Source organism: Janthinobacterium sp. UMAB-60, from assembly GCF_900095235.1.
Taxonomy (GTDB): domain Bacteria; phylum Pseudomonadota; class Gammaproteobacteria; order Burkholderiales; family Burkholderiaceae_D; genus Janthinobacterium.
Map to the genome: position 1 here is coordinate 145,769 of NZ_LT607482.1, position 17,586 is coordinate 163,354.

The window sequence follows — 17,586 nt, forward strand, 5'->3', positions numbered from 1 at the left end:
TTTTATGGATAAAAGCATGGACATCACCGAATATATGCAGGACGTGGGCACGCGCGCGCGCGCCGCTTCGCGCGCCATGGCGCGTGCCGACAGCGCCACGCGCAACCGCGCCCTGACCCTGATCGCCGCCGCCATCGTGCGCGACGCGGACCTGCTGCGCGCGGCCAATCAACTCGACCTCGATGCGGCGGCCGCCGCCGGCCTGGCGCCGGCCATGCTGGACCGCCTGACCCTGTCCGACGCCGCCATCGCCACCATGGTCGAAGGCTTGACGCAAATCGTCGCGCTGGCCGACCCGATCGGCGAGATCTCGAACATGAAATTCCGTCCGACGGGCATCCAGGTGGGGCAGATGCGCGTGCCGCTGGGCGTCATCGGCATCATCTATGAAGCGCGTCCGAACGTGACGGTGGACGCGGCCGGCCTGTGCATCAAGAGCGGCAACGCGACGATTTTGCGCGGCGGCTCGGAAGCGATTCACTGCAACCGCGCGCTGGCCAAGCTGGTGGCCGAGGGCTTGCTGGGAGCAGGCCTGCCGGCCGATGCCGTGCAAGTGGTCGACACCACCGACCGCGCCGCCGTCGGCGCCCTCATCACCATGCCGCAATACGTGGACGTCATCGTGCCGCGCGGCGGCAAGGGCCTGATCGCGCGCCTGATGGCAGAGGCTACCGTGCCGATGATCAAGCACCTCGATGGCATTTGCCACGTCTACATCGACGCCAAGGCGGACCTGAAAAAAGCCGTTGATATTGGCTTCAACGCGAAGTGCCACCGCTACGGCACCTGCAACACCATGGAAACTTTGCTCGTGTCGCGCGCCATCGCCGCTACCGTGCTGCCGCAGCTGGCCGAACTGTACCTGACCAAGCAGGTGGAACTGCGTGCCGATCCTGAAAGCCATGCGATCCTGGCCGCCGCCGCTTATCCGCACCTGGTGCCCGCCACCGAGGAAGACTGGTCCACCGAGTACCTGGCGGCCATCCTGTCGGTGAAAGTGGTCGACGGCATCGACGAAGCGATGGACCACATCAACCGGTATTCGTCCAAGCACACGGAGTCCATCATCACGGAAGACTACAGCGATGCGCTGCGCTTCCTGCGCGAAGTCGATTCCGCCTCGGTGATGGTGAACGCATCGACGCGTTTTGCCGACGGCTTCGAGTATGGCCTCGGCGCCGAGATCGGCATCTCGAACGACAAGCTGCATGCGCGTGGCCCGGTGGGACTGGAAGGCCTGACATCGCTCAAGTACGTGGTCTTTGGCCACGGCGAAGTCCGTTCTTAGGAGAACGATATGCTTACAAGATTGAGAGTTAAAGGTTTTAAAAGTTTAGAAGATATTGAAGTGCTTTTCGGTCCATTTACGTGTGTTGCTGGAGTGAATGGTGCTGGAAAATCGAATTTATTTGACGCTATTCTTTTTTTGAAATACTTGGCGGATACGTCAATTATTGAAGCCGCCACTCAAATCAGAAATAGTGGAAAGCAAAGAGTAAGTATTTCTTCGTTGTTTACAAAAACTGCAAATCATCAAACTGATTTGATGGAGTTTGAGGCTGATTTTTTGGTAAATAAAAACGTTATTGATGATTTTGGGCGAGAAGCTAGTGCAAAAGTTACATATTTAACTTATCGTTTGGCTCTTAGATATATTCCAGCCTCTGGGTCAAATCCCGAAGGTATTGAATTGGCGTCCGAGTCATTGGATTTTGTGCAGAAGGGTGAGGCTCGGCGAAAGTTGGGTTTCGATATTTCAAAAGATTTTTTCAATTCGGCATATTTGGGGTCAAGTAAAAGTGACTTTATTTATATGGATAAGGATGCTGTTGGTGTTGTCAAAGTTCGGCAAGATCAAACGAATGGTCAACCAATCAGTATTCCCATATCAAAAGCAGGTCGCACGATTCTAAGTAATATTAATACAATTGATAGACCTACTGCATTAGCTGCACGAAGGGAAATGCAGTCTTGGGTTTTGTTGCAGTTAGAGTCAAGCTCATTGCGAAAGCCTGATGATTTCTCGGCGGCAAGTACTGTTTCTGCTACAGGTGAACATTTGCCAGCTGCTTTGGATCGATTGAAAAAGAATGAAGAAGTGGCGAATCAGCTTGCAAATCTTTTGCCGGACGTTGCAAATGTATTTGTTGATGTAGATGAAAAACGACAATTAAAATCTTTATTTTTAGAAACTATTAGCGGTATTACACATGAAGCCCGCTCTTTGTCTGACGGCACCTTAAGATTTTTGGCTTTATCCATAATAGGGGCGGATCCAGAATTTGGCGGTGTAATTTGTCTGGAAGAGCCAGAGAACGGTATTCACCCCGCACGTATTCCAGCAATTGTTGAGCTGTTAAGTCAGATGGTGGTTGATCCCACTGGTTCGGTAAATCAAGAGAACCCATTGCGTCAAATTATTATTAATACACATTCACCTTTGGTTATTCAGAGACTTCAGACTGAAGATATTGTTGTTTGTCAGGCATATCGTCGGGATGGGGCCTCTTTGTCGACATTCAGTCCTGTTGTTGGCACATGGAGGGCAAAAGTGGCAGTTGAATCTGATGGTAAAGTTCGTTCAGTCGCATTTGGCGCTTTGCTTGCGTATTTGGCAGATGATGATACGCATGAAAAGGCCATTGTTGGAAAGCATAATGTTAAACAAGATTATAAGCATCAACTCGATTTGACATTAAGTTGATGCGCTATGAAATCACTAAGATATACTTTAATTGCTGATGGTAGTTCTGATGTTGCATTGATGCCAATCATTGATTGGTTATTGGCGCAACATCGTCCTGATTTAGGGATTGTTGGTGAATTAGCCCGTGATACAGGAAAGGTCGGCTTAGCATTAGATGCCCGGGTTCCTGCTGTATTGAAATTATTTCCTTGCGATATATTATTTGTCCATAGGGATGCGGAAGGCGATGCGCCAGAACTACGCCTCCACGAAATTTCTCGTGCGGTTGATGATTTACATAAAAATTGTGTTCCAATTGTTCCTCTTCGTATGACCGAAGCATGGTTATTTTCAGATGAGGTGGCAATTCGCTCCGCCGCAGAAAATCGTTCTGGAAAAATTCCTTTGAATTTGCCGGCTAAGAAAAATTGGGAGGGCTTGAAAGATCCTAAGCAGTTATTATTCAATAAATTAATTATTGCATCAGAGAAGACCGGTCGTGCCTTAAGTAAATTTAATCCTGCGCGCCAACGTATGCTAATTACACAAAGAACAACGGATTTTTCAGATCTTCGTGGTGTTGCTTCTTTCGATAATTTTGAAGAAAAATTAATAGAAAAATTAAAAGGTTTTTAATATGCTCTGGATTAAAGCATTCCACATCATCTTCGTCATGTCCTGGTTTGCCGGCCTGTTTTATTTGCCGCGTATTTTCGTGAACCTGGCGATGGAGACGGAAACGGTGGCCACCGAGCGACTGTTGCTGATGGCACGCAAGCTGTACCGCTTCATGTCCCTGCTGGCGCTGCCGGCGATGGTGCTGGGGCTGGCGTTGATGTGGATGCTGTACGGTGGGGGCGAGGGCCGCATGAAGATGCCGGGCTGGATGCACGCCAAGCTGACGTTCGTGGTACTGCTGCTCGGCTACCACCACGCCTGCGGCGCCATCCTGCGCAAGTTTGAAAAAGGTCTCAACAAGCGCAGCCACAAATGGTTCCGCTGGTTTAATGAAGTGCCGGTGGTGATGCTGCTGGCCGTCGTCGTGCTGGTCGTGGTCAAGCCTTTCTAAGGGAGTCGAGATGAGTGCAAGCCAGAACAAAGTCGTGCAGTATTTCTTTGCGCCTCACTCGCCATGGACCTACCTGGGTCACGCGCGCCTGATGGCCATCGCCGCGAAGACGGGCGCACAGATCGACGTGCGCCCCTTCGACCTGGGCAAGGTCTTCAGCGTTTCGGGCGGCCTGCCGCTGGCCAAGCGCGCACCGCAGCGCCAGGCGTATCGCCTGGCCGAACTGGCGCGCTGGTCGGCCTTTTTGCAAGTGCCTCTGAATGTGCAGCCGAAGTTCTTCCCCGTCTCGCCGGAAGCGTCGGCCAAGCTGATCATCGCCACGCGCCTGGCGCACGGCGTGGAAGCATCGCTGAACCTGGCGCACGCCATCATGCGCGGCCTGTGGGCCGAAGAGCGCAACATCGGCGACGAGGAAACCCTGGTGCAGATCGCCGTCGATGCGGGCTTCGAAGGCCGCCAGTTGCTGAAAACATCCGAGACGGCCAGCGTGCAGGCCGAATACGATGCCAATACGGAAGCGGCGACTGCCGCCAGCGTCTTCGGCTCGCCGTGGTACATCGTCGATGGCGAAGGGTACTGGGGCCAGGACCGCCTCGACTTTGTCGAGCGGGCGCTGGAGACGTTGTAGGTCGGATTAGCGCTGCGCGCGTAATCCGACAAGTTTTGAAATTTTTAGTTAATTGTTTTTCAACGGATAAAAGGTATCCTCATTATGGCTTCATATTTTTGCCCATGCCCGCGCGGCATGGAAGCGGCGCTGGCCGAGGAACTGGGCGAGATCGCCCAGGATAGTTCGACCATGAAGGTCCACAACCAGGTACCGGGCGGCGTCCATTGCTCGGGCGACCTGCTCGATTCCTACCGCATCAACCTGCATTCGCGCATCGCTTCGCGCGTGCTGATGCGCATGGCCCACTCCGGCTACAAGACGGAAAACGATATTTATGACCTGACCCTGGCGCAATCCTGGGAAGACTGGTTCGGCGTGCACCACACGATTCGCGTTGACGTCACTGCCGTGAAATCGCCGCTGCGCAGCCTGGAATTCACGACACTGAAAATCAAGGATGCGATCTGCGACCGCTTCCGCGACCAGTTCAACGAGCGCCCATCGGTCAACACCAAGACGCCGGACATGCGCATCGTCGGCTTCCTCGACGCGCACACGTTTACCGTGTATCTCGATACTTCGGGCGAAGCCCTGTTCAAGCGCGGCTGGCGCGAAGAGACGGGCGACGCGCCGCTGCGCGAAAACCTGGCCGCCGGCCTGCTGCGCGTGTCGGGCTGGAAGCCGGGCATGGTGCTGTTCGACCCGATGTGCGGTTCCGGCACCATCCTGGCCGAAGCGGCGCAGATGCTGCAGGGCATTCCACCGGGCGCCACGCGCCAGTTCGCGTTTGAAAACTTCCACGACTTCGATCCCGCGCCGTGGAATGCCATGAAAAACGCCATCAAGGTCAATCCGCTGCCGGCTGAACCGACGATTTTCGGCAGCGATATTTCGGGCGATATGGTGGCCATGACGCGCCATAACCTGCGTTGCGCCGGCGTGCGCTTCGACGTGCCCCTGAAACAGATCGAGGCGCAGGAAGTCAAGCCGCCAAGCGACGTGCCGGGCATCATGCTGACCAATCCGCCGTACGGCGAGCGTATCGGCGTGCGCGGCGACAGCACCATCCCGGAAGATGAATTGTCGACCTCCTTCTATTCGGCCATGGGCACGACCCTGAAGCAGCGCTTCGCCGGCTGGACCGTGTTCCTCTTCACGGCCGACCTGGGCTTGCCCAAGCTGCTGCGGTTGAAGGAAGCGCGCAAGACGCCTTTCTTCAATGGCGCGCTGGAATGCCGTCTGTTCCGCTTTGATATGGTCGCGGGATACAACCGCCGCGAAGAAGCAAAACCTAAAAATATCTGATTAAACCTACTGCGCGTCGTGACTTGCGGCCTGCGGTGCTCACCGTACTAAAGTACGGTTGCGCTCTCGGCCACAATTCACTTCCGCTCGCTACGGTTTTCTCAGCTATTTTGGCAGCTGAGAAAGCCGGATGTGTCACCCTGGATCCGCCATGTTTCCCATCCCTCCGGCGAGTGTGCCGCCCGACCCGGTCACGCCCGTTCCGCCTCCCACCCCGAGCCACATGGCGCCGCTGAGCCGCGGTGCGCTGGCGATGATGCTGGCCGGGCTGTCGATGCTGGGGCCTTTGTCGATCGATACCTATCTGCCTGCCTTTGGCGCGATCCAGGGTTCGCTGCAGGCGTCGCCGCTGGAAGTGCAGCAGTCGCTGACGTTCTACATGCTGGCCTTTGCCGGCATGGTGCTGTGGCATGGGGCGATCTCGGACACCTTTGGGCGGCGCAACGTGGTGCTGGTATCGCTGCTGATGTTTGCCATCGGCTCGCTCGGTTGCGCTTCGGCGCACACGGTGCACTATCTGTGGTTCTTCCGCATCCTGCAGGGCGTCTCGGCCGGCGCCGGCGTGGTGATCAGCCGCGCCATCATCCGCGACCTGTATGCCGATGCGGCGGCGGCGCGCTTGCTGTCGCTGGTGACGATGATCTTTTCCATCGCCCCGGCCGTGGCGCCGATTCTCGGCGGCTGGATCGTCATCTGGTTCGACTGGCGCTCGATTTTCCTGTTCCTCGCCTTTTACACGGTCATCCTGCTGGCGTTCTGCTACTGGCGCCTGCCCGAAACCCTGCCGATGGAAAAGCGCCAGCCGTTCAATCCCCGTTTCCTGGCGTCGAGCTATGGCCAGATCCTGCGCTCGCCCCTGTTCCACATCAAGGCCGGCATCGTCGCCCTCAATTTCGCGGGCCTGTTCCTGTTCATCACGGCCGCGCCGGAAATGCTGCCCAAGCAGCTGGGCCTGGGGCCATCGCAGTTCGCCTGGCTGTTCATCCCCTGCGTGAGCGGGATTTTCATGGGCGCCCTGGCGGCCAACCGCATCGCCGGCAAGGTCACGTTCGCGCGCCAGATCGGCATCGGCTTTGCCTTCCTGCTGTGCGCCGCCAGCGTCAATGTCGTGTACCACCTGTTCCTGCCGCCATCGCTGCCCTGGTCGGTGCTGCCCCTGTTCTTCTACACCTTCGGCATGTCGCTGGTGGGGCCGGGCGCGACCCTGCTGGCGCTGGACCTGTTCCCGCATATCCGCGGCACTGTCGCCTCGTGCCAGTCGTTCGCCAGCACCTTGCTCGGTGCCGTGGTGGCCGGCGTGATCTCGCCCCTGCTGTCCGGCTCCGTGCTGTGGCTGGCCTCGGGCCAGCTGGCATTTACCGCCCTGGCGCTGACGCTGTGGCTGATCTCGCGGCGCTTCCGCCACCGTTTGCTGGGTTCCTTCAAGGCATAAGTTTCCACGGCAGAACGCTGGATTTATTTCAACTTAATTTTCTATATTGCAATTAATATTGGATGCTATGATAAGATGACTTTTTCCCCGGCATCCTCTCAGGCAGTCTATTTTTGGGTTACAGGAGTGGAGGATTCCTCTGGACGTGGCCGCGCTTCGCTGCTGAGCGCTCATCCTTTTCGAACCGGCAATGCCTGATACGATGCAACAATCTGATCAAGATATTCGCAATCGCCTGCTGATTGCCCGCCTGCCGGCCATGCCGCAGATCCTCATCAAACTGATCGCCCACTTGCAGGCCGACGATGCCGGCATGCCGGAGCTGGCCGCCCTGATCGCCAAGGATGCGGGCATGACCAGCAAGATCCTCGGCGTGGCCAACAGCTCGGCCTACCATCGCCAGGGCAAGGTCGTCAGCCTGGAACAGTCGCTCGTGTCGCTGGGTACGGACATGATCAAGACCCTGGTCATCAGCGAATCCGTCTTCCAGACCTTCAACAGCTTTCCCCATTCCGGCAGCACGGATTTGCGCGCCTTCTGGCAAAGCTCGCTGTCGGTCGCCGTCATGGCGCGCGCGCTGGCCAAGGCCATGGCCTATCCGCACGTCGAGGAAGCGTATCTGGCAGGCTTGCTGCACAACGTGGGCCGCCTGGCCTTGCTGGCCACGGCGCCGAAGGAATACGCGTTCAATTTCACGGCGCGCGACGATGCCGCCCTGTGCGCGGTGGAGCAGCGCACCTTGCAGATCACGCATGCCGAAGCGGGCGCCTGGCTGATCGAGCGCTGGCAGCTCGATTCCTTCCTGGCCGACAGCGTGCTGTATCACCATGAACCGCTGGCGCGCCTGGAGGCCAGTCATCCCTTGATCCGCATCGTGCGCCTGGCGCACCTGCTGTGCTGCCATGCCGACGATGCGGAATCGATTGCGCAGGCGGCGCAATTCTGCGCGCTGGAGCTGGAGGTACTGGAAAACCTGGCCGGCGGCGTCGCGCGCCAGGTGGCACAGGCCGCGCAGCACCTGGGCATCGACCTGGCCGGCGCGGACGATATCGCCAGCCCGCCCGCGTATGCGCCGCCAGCCGTCGATCCGGTGCAGCAGCGCCTGTCCGACGAAGTGCGCAACATGGTGCTGGTATCCGAAGTGGGCCAGACCTTTGCCCGGCAGCAGGGCGAGAGCAGCCTGCTCGAAGCCATCACGCGCTCGGCGCGCATCCTGTTCGATTTCGACACCGCCATCATCCTGCTGCAAAACCCCACCGGTCATGCGCTCGTCGGCGTGGCGGCGGGCGAACATCAGCAGCGTCTGGCCGGCTTCTCGATTCCGCTGGCCAAGGGCGGGCCCCTGGCCGCCGCGGCGCTGGAATGCCAGCTGGCGTTCTTGAAACGCGATATGCCGGCGCTGGGCATCGTCGAGGAGCAGTTGTTCCGCATTCTCGGCACCGATAGCCTGGTCTGCGTGCCTTTGGCGTCGGGCCAGCGCAGCCTTGGGGTGCTGATCGGCGGCGTGGCGGCGTGGCAGATTGCCGCTTGCCAGAAGCGCGAGGGTTTCCTGCGCGCGTATGCCAACCAGGCCGCCACGGCGCTGGAAACGGCCGTCCATGCGCGCGGGCTGGCACGGCGCCAGCTCGATCACGTGGCCGAGGAATACCGCGCCGCGTCGCGCCGCGTCGTGCATGAAGTGAATAACCCGCTGTCCATCATCAAGAACTACCTGAGCGTGCTCGATCACAAGCTGGAGAAGCAGGAGCCGGTGTCGGGCGAAATGGCGATCCTGAACGAGGAAATCGACCGCGTCGGCCAGTTGATCGGCGGCCTGGCCGATCTGCAGCCGGCGGCCGCCAGCGGCGTGACCGATTGCGCGCGCGTGGTCGACGATGTGCTGCGATTGTTCCGCGCCACGGATTTCCTGCCGCCGAAGATCGAGGTGGTCACGCGCATGCAGGACGCGCCATGCGAGGTGGAGGCCGATGCCGACATGCTCAAGCAAATCCTGCTCAACCTGCTGAAAAACGCCATCGAGGCCTTGCCCGATGGCGGGCGCATCGAAGTGGCGAACCATGGCCACGTCAACCGCGACCGCCGCCTGTACCTGGAACTGTGCGTCAGCGATAATGGCGCCGGCCTGGCGCCGGAAGTGCTGGCCAATCTGTTTTCCCCTGTGCGCAGCAACAAGGAAGGGGCGCATCATGGCCTGGGCTTGTCCATCGTGCATGACCTGGTCACGCGCCTGCATGGCGTGATCGGCTGCCGCAGCGGCAAGTCCGGCACCTCGTTTGAAATTTTACTGCCCATTCCTTTGCCAACGAGCGCTGCAGCCGCGCTGCCCGCGCCCGGCAATATCGCCCTGTCTTCGTAACGTCCATGAACTCCTTCGCCATTCCATTTGACCTGGAAAACAACCCGCGCATCCTGCTGGTCGATGACGAGCCCCGTTTGCTCGCGTCCCTCCACGAATTGCTGAAGGACCGCGGCTACCAGCTGTACACGGCCACCTGCGGCAGCGAGGCGCTGGCGCAGTTGTCGAAACTGCGCTTCGACCTGATCCTGCTCGACTTGCGCCTGCCCGACATGAGCGGCCATGAAATCATGGACCACATCAACCGGCGCGGCATCGAGGGCGACGTGATCGTCATGAGCGGCGACGTCGGCATCGAGGCGGCCATCGGCGCCCTGAAGCGCGGCGCCTACGATTATCTGCGCAAGCCCTACAGCCGCGAGGAACTGCTCAAGACGGTGGAGAACGCGCTGCAAAAGCGCAAGCTGGCGCTGGAAAACGAGCGCATCGCGCTGCAGCTGGAAAACTCGGAAAAGATGTACCGCTACCTGGTCGACAGCTCGCCCGACATCATCTATACCCTGAACCACGAAGGCCGCATCACCTTCATCAACGATCGGGTACACCAGTTGCTGGGCTTTAGCCGCGAAGAGCTGATCGGCAGCCATTATTCGATCCTCGTGCATGATGAAGACCAGGAGCGGGCGCGTTATGCCTTCAATGAGCGCCGCATCGACGAGCGCGCCTCGCGCAATGTGGAGTTGCGCCTGAAGTGCCATAGCGGCAGTGGCAGCGACCGTACCTTCAACAACACACTGATGACGATTCCGCTCAATTCGATCGGCATGCACAGCCTCGATCAGGAAGCCCGCAAGCAGGAATACTTCGGCACCTATGGCGTGGCGCGCGACATCACCGACCGCAAACGGGCCGAGGAAGTCATCTCTTACCAGGCCTATCACGACATCCTGACGGACCTGCCGAACCGCATGCTGTTCAAGGATCGCCTGGGCCTGGCGGTGATCCAGGCGCGGCGCAAGCTGACGGAACTGGCCGTGATGTTCATCGATCTCGATCGTTTTAAACTGGTCAACGATACCCTGGGCCACGTGAAGGGCGACGAGTTGCTGCAGCAGGTGGCGTTGCGCCTGAAGGATTGCCTGCGCCGCGGCGATACCCTGGCGCGCCAGGGCGGCGATGAATTCACCATCGTGCTGCCGGAACTGCGCGACCGCCAGGATGCGCGCGTGATCGCCGACAAATTCCTCGAATGCCTGCACCAGCCCTTCGACCTCGATGGCAACCAGGTGCATATTTCGGCCTCCATCGGCATCGCCATCTATCCGGGCGACGGCGAGACCATCGACGAGCTGCTGCGCCATGCCGACATCGCCATGTACCAGGTCAAGGCGCTGGGCAAGAACGGCCACAGTTTTTATCACGAGTCCATGCTCGACGTGTCGCACCAGAAGATCGCGCTTGAGCAGAGCCTGCGCAAGGCGCTGGAGCTGAACCAGCTGGAAATGTATTACCAGCCGCAGGTGGACGTGATGACGGGCCGCATCGTCGGCGCCGAAGGGCTGATGCGCTGGAACCACCCGCAGAGGGGCTTGCTGACGGCCGGCGAATTCCTGCCGTTTGCCGAGGAAAACGGCTTGATGCTACCGATCTCGGACTGGATGCTGGGCGCCCTGTGCCGCGACCTGGTGCAGTGGAACGCGGCCGGCGGCGAAGCCGTGCGCCTGTCGCTGAATCTGTCGCCGCAGTACCTGGACCGGGGCGACTTTTTCGAAAAGATGCGCGGCGCGCTGACGCGCTACGGCATCGCGCCGGAAAAGATCGAAGTGGAAATCACGGAAAACATCTGCATCCGCAATCCGCAATATGCGATCGAGCAGTTGAACAAGCTGTGCCAGTTGGGCGTGTCGGTCGCCATCGACGATTTCGGCACCGGCTATTCTTCGCTGTCGTATCTGCACCGCTTTCCCATCCACACCATCAAGATCGACCAGTCGTTTGTGAAGGAAATCCACGACGAGCACGGACACTATCCCGTGATCCTGGCCATCATTTCGATTGCGCGCGGGCTGGGCCTGCACCTGATCTCCGAAGGCGTGGAAACGGAAGGCCAGGCGCGCTACCTGCAAGACAAGGGTTGCACCACGATGCAGGGCTATTTGTACCACCGGCCCATTTCGCTGGGCAGCTTCATCGGCGTGCTGCAGGAGCAGAACCGCCTGATCGCCGATGCCGCCCCCGCGCTGTCGCAGACCCTGGCCATCGAGGCCTGAGCCATGCCGCCTGCCGCTCCCCGCTCCACGGCCGCGCATTTCACGGCTGCTCATTCCACGGCGGCTCATTACACGGCTGATTTCCTGCGCCTGAAAGGGCTGGCCGAGAAGGGCAATGCGAATGCCCAGCACAGCCTCGGCTTCATGTATTTCAACGGCCAGGGTATCGGGCAAAGCTATGCGCTGGCGCTGCACTGGTATGGCCTGGCCGCCGCGCAGGGGCTCGAGCACGCGCAATACAACCTGGGCGTGATGTGCCAGAAAGGGCAGGGCGTGGCGCAGGATTTTGTGCAGGCCGCGCACTGGTACCAGCAGGCGGCCGAGCAGGGTTACGCGGCGGCGCAGTACAACCTGGGCTGGCTGTATGCCAAGGGCCAGGGACTCGCGCAAGATAGCGGGCTAGCCATGCTGTGGTTCAGCCGCGCGGCTGAGCAGGGCGACGCGGGTGCGCAAAACAATCTGGGCATGATGTATGACAATGGCAAGGGCGTGCCACAGGATTTCGTGCAAGCCATCAATTGGTATCGCAAGGCGGCCGCACAGGGCTATGCGCGCGCGCAGTTCAACCTGGGCCTGCGCTACGACAATGGCCAGGGCGTGCGGCAGGACCGCCAGCAGGCGACCGCCTGGATGCGCAAGGCGGCCGAGCAGGGCTATGCGCCGGCCCAGTTCAACCTGGCGCTGCGCTATGAAAACGGCGACGTGCTGCCGCAGGACAGCGGGCAGGCGATCAGCTGGTACCGGCGCGCGGCCGAGCAGGGCCATGCCAGTTCGCAGTTCAACCTGGGCCTGATCTACGACAATGGCCAGGGCGTGCCCTGCGATAAACAGACGGCGCTGGCGTGGTACGTGAAGGCGGCAGGGCAGGGCCACGCGGCGGCCCAGCACAACCTGGGCCTGCACCATGAACATGGCGCGCAGGACTATACCCAGGCGCAGGTGTTCTACCGCCAGGCGGCCGGGCAGGGTTTTCCCGCCGCGCAGTATCAGCTGGGACTCCTGCATGAGCATGGACAGGGCATGCCTGTCGATGCGCAGGAAGCCATCTTCTGGTACCGCAAGGCGGCCGACCAGGGACATGTGCGGGCGCAATTCGACCTGGGCCTGCGTTATGAACATGGCCAGGGCGTGCCGCAGGATCTGTCGCTGGCGCTGGAGTGGTACCGCCGCGCCGCCGAGCAGGATTACGCGCCGGCGCAATACATGCAGGGCGTCTTGCACGACCGCGACGATGGCCCGGCACCCGACAGCCAGCAGGCCTGCGCCTGTTACTGCCGCGCCGCCGCGCAGGGCCACAGCCTGGCCCAGTTTGCGCTGGGCCTGCGGCACGACAATGGCCAGGATGTGCCGCAGGATTATGCCGCCGCCTGGGACTGGTACGCGCTGGCCGCGCGCCAGGGCCATGCGCGGGCGCAAATGAACCTGGGCTTGATGGCGGCCAGCGGCCAGGGTGGCCCGCTTGATTTGCAACAGGCGTATATCTGGCTGTCGATGGCGGCGGCAGCCGGCGTGGCCGGTGCGGAAAAATCCTTGCGCCAGACAGCGGCGCGCATGCGCGAGACAGATCTGGCGCGGGTGCGCGAACATCTGGCGGCGATAGCAGGCTGAGCTGCGCCGCCGGCGTTAGCGTGCGCGGATACAACAGCAGGTGCTGTATAGTCCTTTCCCTCCGCCGTCTGCGGACCCCCTTGTTTGCCCTGGACACAACAAATTGCTGCAGTATTTGCAGTTTTGATGTGCTAATGTTCCAGAAGAAGGTGGTCTGACTATTCTTTAGAAAAGGAAAACCATGCGCCTGAACCCTTTCCCTGGCCGTCCGGCTGCCATTCTGTGCGCGCTGGCGCTGCTGTCGTCCGGCGCAGGCGCCGCCAGTCCCCTGGATGCCCTCAGCAACCAGGACGCCAGCAATGGCTTGAAAGCGGCGCTGCAAGCCGGTTCCGCTGCCGCCGTATCGAAACTGGGTGTCGAGAATGGTTTCCTGAACAACGACAAGGTCAAAATCAAGCTGCCCCGCATCCTGGAGCAAGCCCAGCCTTTGCTGAAAATGACGGGCCGTGGCCAGCAACTGGACGATCTGGTGGTGGCGATGAACCGTGCCGCCGAGTCGGCCGTGCCCATGGCCAAGCCTTTGCTGCTCGATGCGGTGAAGTCGATGAGCGTGACCGATGCGAAAAATATCCTGTCCGGTGGCGACACGTCGGTGACTGACTTTTTCCGCCAGAAGACCTCGGCACCGCTGGCCGTCAAATTCCTGCCCATCGTGAAATCCGTGACCGACCGTTCCGGCCTGGCCGGCAAATACAACAGCACCATGAGCCAGATCGGCAAGACGGGACTGGTGCCGCAGCAACAATCGACGGTGGAAGCTTACGTGACCGACCGGGCGCTTGACGGCCTGTATCTGATGATAGGCGAGGAAGAAAAAGCCATCCGCAGTAATCCGCTCGCTTATGGCAGCAAGATTATCGGCAAAGTGTTTGGCAGTTTGAAGTGAGTATTGATGCGTGCTGCGAAGCCGCAGGCGGCGTGTGCGCCGCACTGACAGGTGTAGCGCTAGGGAAACAAGTTAAGCATTTGCTACAAGAAAACAATGTTAAAATTCTGCGACATACATTCCTGGGCATGGTCAAGCAACGCGCAATTTCCCGGAAATGCCGAGTTTTAGTGGCGAACTGATGTGTGGCATTGCAAGATGCCCGTCGGTTGGCCTTTTTTCGTTTTATTCACGTTTCCCCAAGCTCATTGATTTTCTGAAGACATAGTCAGGAATTCCAGGTGCAGGATATTTTAGGTAGCCAGATTTGTTAAGCGTACTCAGAAAATCAATTAAATATACCTGGTGTGGCTGCTTGGTGCTTGGCGCGCCTTCGGCGATTGCCGCGACGTCGAATCATGGCGGTCAATCCGGGTATATCAATATGCCCAGCGCCGTGGTGGAAACGGACGGTACCTTCAGCGTCGGCTATAGCTACGACAGCCCGTATGGCCAGTTGTGGGCCACGGCGAGTATCCTGCCTTTCCTGCAAATGACGGGACGTTATGTGTCGATCTCGGGCATTCCTGGTTTTACCAACGTGCCCGGTGAGTATGGCAGTGGCTATGGCCGCTACAAGGATAAAGTCGTCGACGGCAAATTGCGCCTGTGGACGGAAACGGAGTGGATGCCGTCGGTCGCCGTCGGCATGACGGATCTGTTCGGTACCGAGCTGTTCAAGGGGCAATACGTGGTTGCCACCAAGACTTTTGGCGCCAGCAAGAATATCGAAGCGAGCCTGGGCTATGCCCATAAACGCCCGGACGGCGTGTTTGCCGGCGCGCGCTGGACCCCGGCCGCGCTGCCGCGCTGGTCGGTGGTGGCCGAATACGATACAACGAATTACCTGCGCGACTTCCGCGCCAGCGAAACGAATGCGGGCAAGCGCCGCAAGGGCGCCTCCGTGGGCCTGGAGTACCGCTGGGGCTGGCTTGCCCTGCAAGCGGCACGCAACCGCGACCAGTTCAGCCTGAATGCTTTTGTCAGCATTCCGTTTGGCGAGCGCGAGTTCGTGCCCAAGGTGTACGAACCGGCGTATTTCGTCGACGACAAGAATCCACCACCGCTGCCGAGCAAGGAAGAGTGGCACCGCGACGCCGTGTACGGCGCCGATCTGGTGAAGGCGCTGGTGAAGCAGGACTACAAGAATATCCGTGTCGAGCAGGAAGGCAATACCCTCAGCCTGAGCCTGACCAACAGCCGTATTTCGAACATGGGCCGCGCCGTTGGCCGCGCCGCGCGCACTGCCGTCGCCTTCATGCCGAAGGGCGTGACGACCCTGCGCATCACGTACACCAAGCTGGACCAGCCGATCGCCACCTACGAATTCTTTGATTTGCCAAAACTGAACGACTATTTGGCAGGCAAGATCGACCGCAAGGCCTTCCTCGACGTCGTGCTGCTGCGCTATCCGGAGAAAAGCGATGTCATCCGGGATGATCAGCAAAGCTGGCTGAAAGAATTCCTCGACAAGCCAGCGCCCGTCGTGGCCGCTGCTCCGGCTCCGGCACCGGTCGTTGCCACCGCACCGGCTCTCGCCATTGCACCCACTGCGCCTGTCCTTGCACCGGCGGTGCCCGCGCCCGCAGCCGATGTCCTCAAGGATGATGGCAAGCTGGCCGTCGGTGTCGGCGTCGATGGCGACGTGGTGCAGATCAAATCGCTGGACCGGGAGGCGAACCGTTTCAAAATCGCTCCCAAGGTGGGCTTCTTCTTCAATGATCCGAGCGGCGCCTTCCGCTATTCGATTTCGGCCGTGGCCAACTATGACCGCCGCCTGGGCGATGGCCTGTACCTGAATAGCGCCGCCAGCCTGCAGCTGCTGGAAACGGTGTCGGGCGTCAAGCAGCCATCGAACAGCAATTTGCCGCACGTGCGTACCGATATCGCGGAATACTTGCGCGGCGGACGTTTCTCGCTGAGCCGCGTCTTGCTGAACAAATACGACAATCCCGCCGAGCGCGTATATACCCGCCTGTCGGCCGGCCTGTATGAAGACATGTTCCGCGGTGTGGGCGGCCAGGTGCTGTACCTGCCGAAGGACAGCCGCTGGGCGGCCGACGTGGCCGTCGATGCCTTGCAGCAGCGTGGTTTCAAGGGCTTGCTCGACTCGCGCGACTACAAGACGGTGACGGCGATCGGCTCCCTGCACTACCGCTTGCCGCACGACATTACCGTCACGGCGCGCGCCGGCCGCTTCCTGGCGAAAGACACGGGCGTGCGCGTGGAATTCAAGCGCCGCTTCCAGTCCGGCATCGAAGTGGGCGCCTGGTACACGCATACGAACGGCAACGATATCACCAGTCCCGGCACGCCATCGAAGCCATACCAGGACCGTGGCATCTTCCTGTCCGTGCCGTTGAACAGCATGTTGCCGATGGACACGCAGTCGACGGCCGGCTTCGCCATTGCGCCATGGACGCGCGACGTGGGGCAGATGGTGGCCTCGCCGGGCGACCTGTACGACATGCTCGAGCGTCCGCGCGCCGACATGCACAGCTACGATGGACTGGGTAACTTTGCCGAGCGCCCGGACGAACAGCACCTGCCTGCCGTCAATCCGCCAGACCGGCCGTTTGTCAGCCCATGGCCCGCCATGCGCGCGCGCCTGGAGCAATCCGCATCCGCTACGCCGAGCGCCCCTGAATGGCTCAAGGCGACGGCGGTGGTCGGGGGCGTGGTGCTGGCGTCAGCCCTCAGCGACAAGCCCGTCGACCGTTTCGTGAAGAAACATGAAGATTCCAAGGTTTACCGCAACTGGGACAAGCTGGGCAAGGCCATGCCATACGCGGCAGTGGGAGCGGCGGCGGCGGCCTTCGCTCTGGGCGATGAGCGCATGCAAAATACGGGACTCATTTCCCTGCAATCGGTTGCCGCGGCAACGGGCGTGGCGGTGGCCGGCAAATATGCGTTTGGCCGCGCCCGTCCGGAGGAAGACCTCGGAGCGTGGAGCCGTGTCGGCAGCGGCAGTTCCCGTTCGAATTCATCCTTCCCTTCCGCGCATGCCGCCATCGGCTTTGCCGCCGTGACGCCGTTTGCCAAGGAATACGATGCGCCATGGCTGTACAGCGTGGCTGCCGTGGGTTCCGCCGGCCGCGTATTTGGCCGCAAGCACTGGGTGTCCGACACGGTCGCCGGCGGCATCGTCGGCTACGCCATGGGCAGCTGGCTGTGGCACGCGCAGCGCGACCAGAGCAAATCGGGTTTGTCGATCAATCCGGGACCGAAAGAAATCAGCGTGACCTGGCAGGGCAAGTATTAGGCGCTCATGGTGCCCCCTTTACTCATACAACATCATTCATCCAGACAAAGACCAGCATGAAAAAGCAACTTCGTACTTCCTCACCGTTCGTTAAACACATGATTTTCTCGGCTTGCCTGATGG

General features: G+C 60.0%; 12 protein-coding genes. All 12 read left to right on the forward strand.

Going from position 1 to position 17,586, the window contains the following annotated elements:
- The first annotated feature begins 16 nt into the window (after nucleotides 1-16).
- The 12 genes from K0F86_RS00655 to K0F86_RS00710 all read left to right on the forward strand — a co-directional run bounded on the left by K0F86_RS00655 (nucleotide 17) and on the right by K0F86_RS00710 (nucleotide 17,463).
- Nucleotides 17-1,288: a glutamate-5-semialdehyde dehydrogenase gene (locus K0F86_RS00655; RefSeq protein ID WP_219132486.1), complete on the forward strand. Its 1,272-nt coding sequence runs from the start codon at nucleotides 17-19 to the stop codon at nucleotides 1,286-1,288.
- 9 nt (nucleotides 1,289-1,297) lie between these two features.
- Nucleotides 1,298-2,704 carry an AAA family ATPase gene (locus tag K0F86_RS00660; RefSeq protein ID WP_219132487.1) on the forward strand — a complete coding sequence of 469 codons (1,407 nt, stop codon included), beginning with the start codon at nucleotides 1,298-1,300 and terminating at the stop codon, nucleotides 2,702-2,704.
- Nucleotides 2,705-2,710: 6 nt separating this feature from the next.
- Nucleotides 2,711-3,322: a hypothetical protein gene (locus K0F86_RS00665; protein ID WP_219132488.1), complete on the forward strand. Its 612-nt coding sequence runs from the start codon at nucleotides 2,711-2,713 to the stop codon at nucleotides 3,320-3,322.
- A 1-nt stretch (nucleotide 3,323) separates the two neighbouring features.
- Nucleotides 3,324-3,755 carry a CopD family protein gene (locus K0F86_RS00670; protein ID WP_219132489.1) on the forward strand — a complete coding sequence of 144 codons (432 nt, stop codon included), beginning with the start codon at nucleotides 3,324-3,326 and terminating at the stop codon, nucleotides 3,753-3,755.
- 10 nt (nucleotides 3,756-3,765) lie between these two features.
- Nucleotides 3,766-4,383, forward strand: a complete 618-nt coding sequence (locus K0F86_RS00675) for a 2-hydroxychromene-2-carboxylate isomerase (RefSeq protein ID WP_219132490.1) — start codon at nucleotides 3,766-3,768, stop codon at nucleotides 4,381-4,383.
- A gap of 84 nt (nucleotides 4,384-4,467) precedes the next feature.
- Complete coding sequence (locus K0F86_RS00680; protein ID WP_374197251.1) at nucleotides 4,468-5,670, forward strand: class I SAM-dependent RNA methyltransferase; 1,203 nt, start codon at nucleotides 4,468-4,470, stop codon at nucleotides 5,668-5,670.
- Nucleotides 5,671-5,821: 151 nt separating this feature from the next.
- A complete protein-coding gene (locus K0F86_RS00685) occupies nucleotides 5,822-7,102 on the forward strand; it encodes a multidrug effflux MFS transporter (protein WP_219132491.1) in 1,281 nt (426 codons plus the stop codon).
- 202 nt (nucleotides 7,103-7,304) lie between these two features.
- Complete coding sequence (locus tag K0F86_RS00690) at nucleotides 7,305-9,458, forward strand: HDOD domain-containing protein (protein WP_257571924.1); 2,154 nt, start codon at nucleotides 7,305-7,307, stop codon at nucleotides 9,456-9,458.
- A 5-nt stretch (nucleotides 9,459-9,463) separates the two neighbouring features.
- The gene (locus K0F86_RS00695; RefSeq protein WP_219132493.1) at nucleotides 9,464-11,668 is read left to right on the forward strand and encodes an EAL domain-containing protein; all 2,205 of its coding nucleotides are present in this window, start codon (nucleotides 9,464-9,466) and stop codon (nucleotides 11,666-11,668) included.
- Nucleotides 11,669-11,671: 3 nt separating this feature from the next.
- Nucleotides 11,672-13,276 (forward strand): SEL1-like repeat protein, encoded by a 1,605-nt coding sequence (locus K0F86_RS00700; RefSeq protein WP_219132494.1) that lies wholly within the window; start codon nucleotides 11,672-11,674, stop codon nucleotides 13,274-13,276.
- A gap of 181 nt (nucleotides 13,277-13,457) precedes the next feature.
- The gene (locus tag K0F86_RS00705) at nucleotides 13,458-14,162 is read left to right on the forward strand and encodes a DUF4197 domain-containing protein (RefSeq protein ID WP_219132495.1); all 705 of its coding nucleotides are present in this window, start codon (nucleotides 13,458-13,460) and stop codon (nucleotides 14,160-14,162) included.
- Between the two features lie 424 nt (nucleotides 14,163-14,586).
- Entirely contained in the window at nucleotides 14,587-17,463 is a 2,877-nt protein-coding gene (locus tag K0F86_RS00710; RefSeq protein WP_219132496.1) for a YjbH domain-containing protein, read from the forward strand.
- Nucleotides 17,464-17,586: the final 123 nt, after the last annotated feature.

Bases quoted from the DNA above. Each gene is read 5' to 3' on its own strand.
- K0F86_RS00675 (WP_219132490.1), top strand. From the start codon at position 3,766: ATGAGTGCAAGCCAGAACAAAGTCGTGCAGTATTTCTTTGCGCCTCAC.
- K0F86_RS00655 (WP_219132486.1), top strand. From the start codon at position 17: ATGGACATCACCGAATATATGCAGGACGTGGGCACGCGCGCGCGCGCC.
- K0F86_RS00695 (WP_219132493.1), top strand. From the start codon at position 9,464: ATGAACTCCTTCGCCATTCCATTTGACCTGGAAAACAACCCGCGCATC.
- K0F86_RS00685 (WP_219132491.1), top strand. From the start codon at position 5,822: ATGTTTCCCATCCCTCCGGCGAGTGTGCCGCCCGACCCGGTCACGCCC.
- K0F86_RS00660 (WP_219132487.1), top strand. From the start codon at position 1,298: ATGCTTACAAGATTGAGAGTTAAAGGTTTTAAAAGTTTAGAAGATATT.
- K0F86_RS00710 (WP_219132496.1), top strand. From the start codon at position 14,587: ATGCCCAGCGCCGTGGTGGAAACGGACGGTACCTTCAGCGTCGGCTAT.
- K0F86_RS00665 (WP_219132488.1), top strand. From the start codon at position 2,711: ATGAAATCACTAAGATATACTTTAATTGCTGATGGTAGTTCTGATGTT.
- K0F86_RS00705 (WP_219132495.1), top strand. From the start codon at position 13,458: ATGCGCCTGAACCCTTTCCCTGGCCGTCCGGCTGCCATTCTGTGCGCG.
- K0F86_RS00670 (WP_219132489.1), top strand. From the start codon at position 3,324: ATGCTCTGGATTAAAGCATTCCACATCATCTTCGTCATGTCCTGGTTT.
- K0F86_RS00680 (WP_374197251.1), top strand. From the start codon at position 4,468: ATGGCTTCATATTTTTGCCCATGCCCGCGCGGCATGGAAGCGGCGCTG.
- K0F86_RS00690 (WP_257571924.1), top strand. From the start codon at position 7,305: ATGCAACAATCTGATCAAGATATTCGCAATCGCCTGCTGATTGCCCGC.
- K0F86_RS00700 (WP_219132494.1), top strand. From the start codon at position 11,672: ATGCCGCCTGCCGCTCCCCGCTCCACGGCCGCGCATTTCACGGCTGCT.